Genomic DNA, 2,925 nt, shown 5'->3' on the forward strand with positions numbered 1-2,925 from the left:
GATAGCACTCGAGCGAATCTATTAGCAGCGTCCATGCCAAACCAAAAACCATATAAATATCATATAGATAAAAACAAGCCCTCGTCCCCATCACCACTTTTTACGCAAGATTTCGCGCAAACCTGCTCCCCGAACTACCAAATACTGCAATGGCAGTGATAAATGTCATCATGAAAGCAAGATGTTGCGCATATCAGCATTTATGACTACCAAAATGGTCTCGCCCCCCCATTACCAACATTCCCTCTGTGCGACCAAGGTGCCAGCCACTTTTCCGTGACCTCGCGTCAATCCTTGTCACTGAAGCAGAGATAAAAAAATCCCCGCCTGTTCGGGCGGGGATGTGTGCGGGGATCCCTGCTCCCCTCATGACTGCGTGTGCTGCTTGTTATTTAGAAGACGTACTTGATCCGTGCGCTCAGGTTGCGGCCCGGCTCGGTCATGGCGCTGTTGTCCGACCCTTCGGCACGGCCGGCGATGCGTTCATAGCTGGTGTACTCCTTGTCAAACAGGTTGAAGACACCGACGTTGAGCTGCAGATCGGCCATCGGATTGAACTGGGCATACATGTCCACTACGCCCCAGCCTGCGCTCTTGACGTATTCGTTACCCTTGCTGTCCTTGCGAACCTTGCCCATGTCGTCGGCAAAACGCAGCGCCGTGTTGAAGTTCCACTTAGCCTGTTCGAGACGCACCCCCACGCTGCCATTAAGCGGGCTCAGGCTGTTGATGTAGTTGCCATCCCCATCCTTGCCTTCGATATAGGTCAGGTTGCCCCAGACGTTGACGATGTCGTTCAGCCAGTAATCCGCCTTGGCTTCAACCCCCTTGGTGGTAGCCTTGCTCAGGTTCTGATACTGATAGACGGAAGTTCTGCCTTCCGTGCCCACCTGTACCATCTCGATGAAATCGTCAAACTTGTTGTAGAAGCCGGAGACTTCGTAGCTCAGACCATGACTGCTGCCGCGCACGCCGAGATCGATGCCGTCGCTGCTCTCCGGATTGAGGTTCGGATTCGGCTCGATGCGATAGCCGTAAGCCTGGTGATTAAGGGTGGAGAAGGCGGTGTCATACATGGGCGCCTTGAAACCATGGCTGTACTGGGCGAACAGGTTGGCCGCCTCATGGGCCTTGAATACCAGGCCCAGCTTGGGCGACAACTCCCCTTCGGAGAACTTGTGCAGCTTGTCTCCGGTGTACGCGGGGTCATTGTCCGGCGTCATGCGGTAATAGTCGTAGCGGGCCCCCGGCGTCAGCACCCAGCGCTCGCCAAACTTGATCTCGTCAAAAGCCCACAGTGAACCACGCTCGCTGGTAGTTGAGGGGAAACTCAGCTCGTTGTAGCCGACAAAATCCCCCGGCGTAGTGGGCCCCTTGTAACGGGATCGCTCGTTGTCCGTATGTTCGTACTCGGCCCCCCAGGCCAGGCGGTGATTGCCAATCGCCTTGTGGAACTGCAGCTGGGCTCCTGCGCTAGTTTGCTCAAACTCGTTGTTGTCCAGCGAGTTCTTGGTCACATAGGGGTTGCTCGGGCTGACTGGGTACTTGGAAGAGGCGTATTGATCCAGGGTCTGCTTGGTGCGGGAGTAGTAGACCTTGCTGTCCATCCGATCGGCCCAGCCAAGGTTGAGCGCGATGCCGTGATCCAGCACCAGGGAGAGGTTGTCGGTCTGCTTGTCGGTGATGGGCTGCTCGAAGACGCGGGCAGTGCCGGTACCCACCTTGTTGAGTTTGATGGCATCCGGCTCCTCGCCATCGGCCAGGTAATCGACGGTCAGCTTGAGGAACTGCTCATCGGAGAGGTTCCACTTGCTCTTGAGCAGCAGGGCGTGGGTACCGATATCGAAATCGCTCTTGCTGGAGTCATAATTCTGGGTCACGCCACCATCTCGCCAGGTGTAGCGCAGCAGGTTTTCCACCTCGCCGGTGCGCAGGGCGCCGGTAAAGCCCGCCATCGTCTGGTGACTGCCGGAGGCATAGCCGCTGGTCACGTCCAGATAGCTGTCCCTGCCTTTAAGAAAGTCGCCGGCATCCTTGGTGGTGATGGCGATTACCCCCCCCAGCGCATCTGAACCATATGCCGCAGAAGCCGGCCCCTTGGCCACTTCCACCTGCTTGATCATGTCGGTGTCGAAATAGCTCTGACCCACGCCCCCCTTGCTGTAGGCATCGTTTAGGCGCACGCCGTCACGCACCACCTTGACCCGGTTCTCCCCCATGCCACGAATGATGAAGGTCTGGGCATCCCCCTGACCGCCCAGCACGGTCACGCCCGACTCGTAGCGGAACAGATCGGCAGCATCGGTTACTACCTGTTCTTCAATCTGCTTGGCGGTGATCACCGAGATGGGACCGGAAACATCTTCCAGTTTTTGCTCCATCCGTGAGCCGCTGACGACCACGACTTCATCCGCCTGGTGGCTTGCGGCAAAGAGTGGGGTGGAAAGCCCTGCTGCCACAGCCATGGCAACCAGAGAGAGTGAGTTATGATGGGTCACAGAGAATCCTTGTTGAGAATAATTATCAATAAAGGCGCATATTACCCACCATCAAACAAAGATCAATAAAAAGAATCATTATCATTTGAAAGCAAGCATCTTGCTCTTACACTGTCGGCGGCTGTTACCCTTTAATCCTGTTTTTCATCCGCGATGCCTGCGCATCCCGAACCATTTGCCGTGAGATCATGATGAAACGACTCCCTCTGCTCGCCCTGCCCCTGTTGCTGGCGGCCTGTGCCACTCAACCCGTACCACCTGCGTCGTTGCAGACCCTCTATGACTACCAACTGAGCAGCGATCGGCAGGATCCCCTCACTCTGGAGCAGGCCATCACCCGTGTGACCGATGCCGACATCATACTGGTGGGCGAATTGCACACGCACCCCGCCATCCATCTGCTGCAATCCCGCCTGCTGGCCGGATT

At 56.5% G+C, this 2,925-nt stretch carries 1 protein-coding gene and 1 pseudogene; one reads left to right on the forward strand and one right to left on the reverse strand.

Translation table 11 applies throughout. From position 1 onward, the window contains the following. Positions 1 to 392 precede the first annotated feature (392 nt). A complete protein-coding gene (locus tag BN1123_RS05585) occupies positions 393 to 2,498 on the reverse strand; it encodes a TonB-dependent hemoglobin/transferrin/lactoferrin family receptor (protein ID WP_042025798.1) in 2,106 nt (701 codons plus the stop codon). A 188-nt stretch (positions 2,499 to 2,686) separates the two neighbouring features. Between BN1123_RS05585 and BN1123_RS21635 the strand changes: the two are divergent. Further along, positions 2,687 to 2,925 (forward strand): annotated as a pseudogene (locus tag BN1123_RS21635) (ChaN family lipoprotein); the annotation flags it as partial.

The sequence above is a fragment of the Aeromonas enteropelogenes genome (genome assembly GCF_000819845.1).
GTDB lineage: Bacteria > Pseudomonadota > Gammaproteobacteria > Enterobacterales > Aeromonadaceae > Aeromonas > Aeromonas enteropelogenes.